The sequence below is a fragment of the Nonomuraea candida genome (genome assembly GCF_000725485.1).
In the GTDB taxonomy this organism is placed as follows: domain Bacteria; phylum Actinomycetota; class Actinomycetes; order Streptosporangiales; family Streptosporangiaceae; genus Nonomuraea; species Nonomuraea candida.
The window spans coordinates 1-307 of record NZ_JOAG01000168.1 but is presented as its reverse complement, the minus strand read 5'-3'; the positions used below and the strand labels follow the sequence as shown (position 1 = coordinate 307).

General features: G+C 63.8%; 1 pseudogene. It reads right to left on the bottom strand.

Annotated elements, in window-relative coordinates:
* Window positions 1-2: 2 nt before the first annotated feature.
* Window positions 3-307 (bottom strand): annotated as a pseudogene (locus IO39_RS56440) (hypothetical protein); the annotation flags it as partial.

The following is a 307-nucleotide window of genomic DNA, read 5'->3' as shown; positions in this document are numbered from 1 at the left end:
GATCAGTAGATGCGGTACTTCTTGCCGCAGTTGTCGAACTTGCCGGCCCAGCAGGTGAAGGTGTAGACCTTCTTGATCCCCCGGCCGCTCCAGGCGCCGGCGGTCTTGCCGTCCCAGGACTTGTTGAACTTGTGCCACGAGCCGTTCTGGTAGACCTCGAACCAGACCCAGCCCTTCTTGCCGCCGACCCTGTCCACCCCGTACCACTTGGTGAACACCTTCCCGTGCGAGCCCCACGTCCTGCCGAAGGTGTAGGCCTTGCGGTCGCCGGAGAAGAACTTCCCCCAGCTCGTGGCGTGGGCGGTGG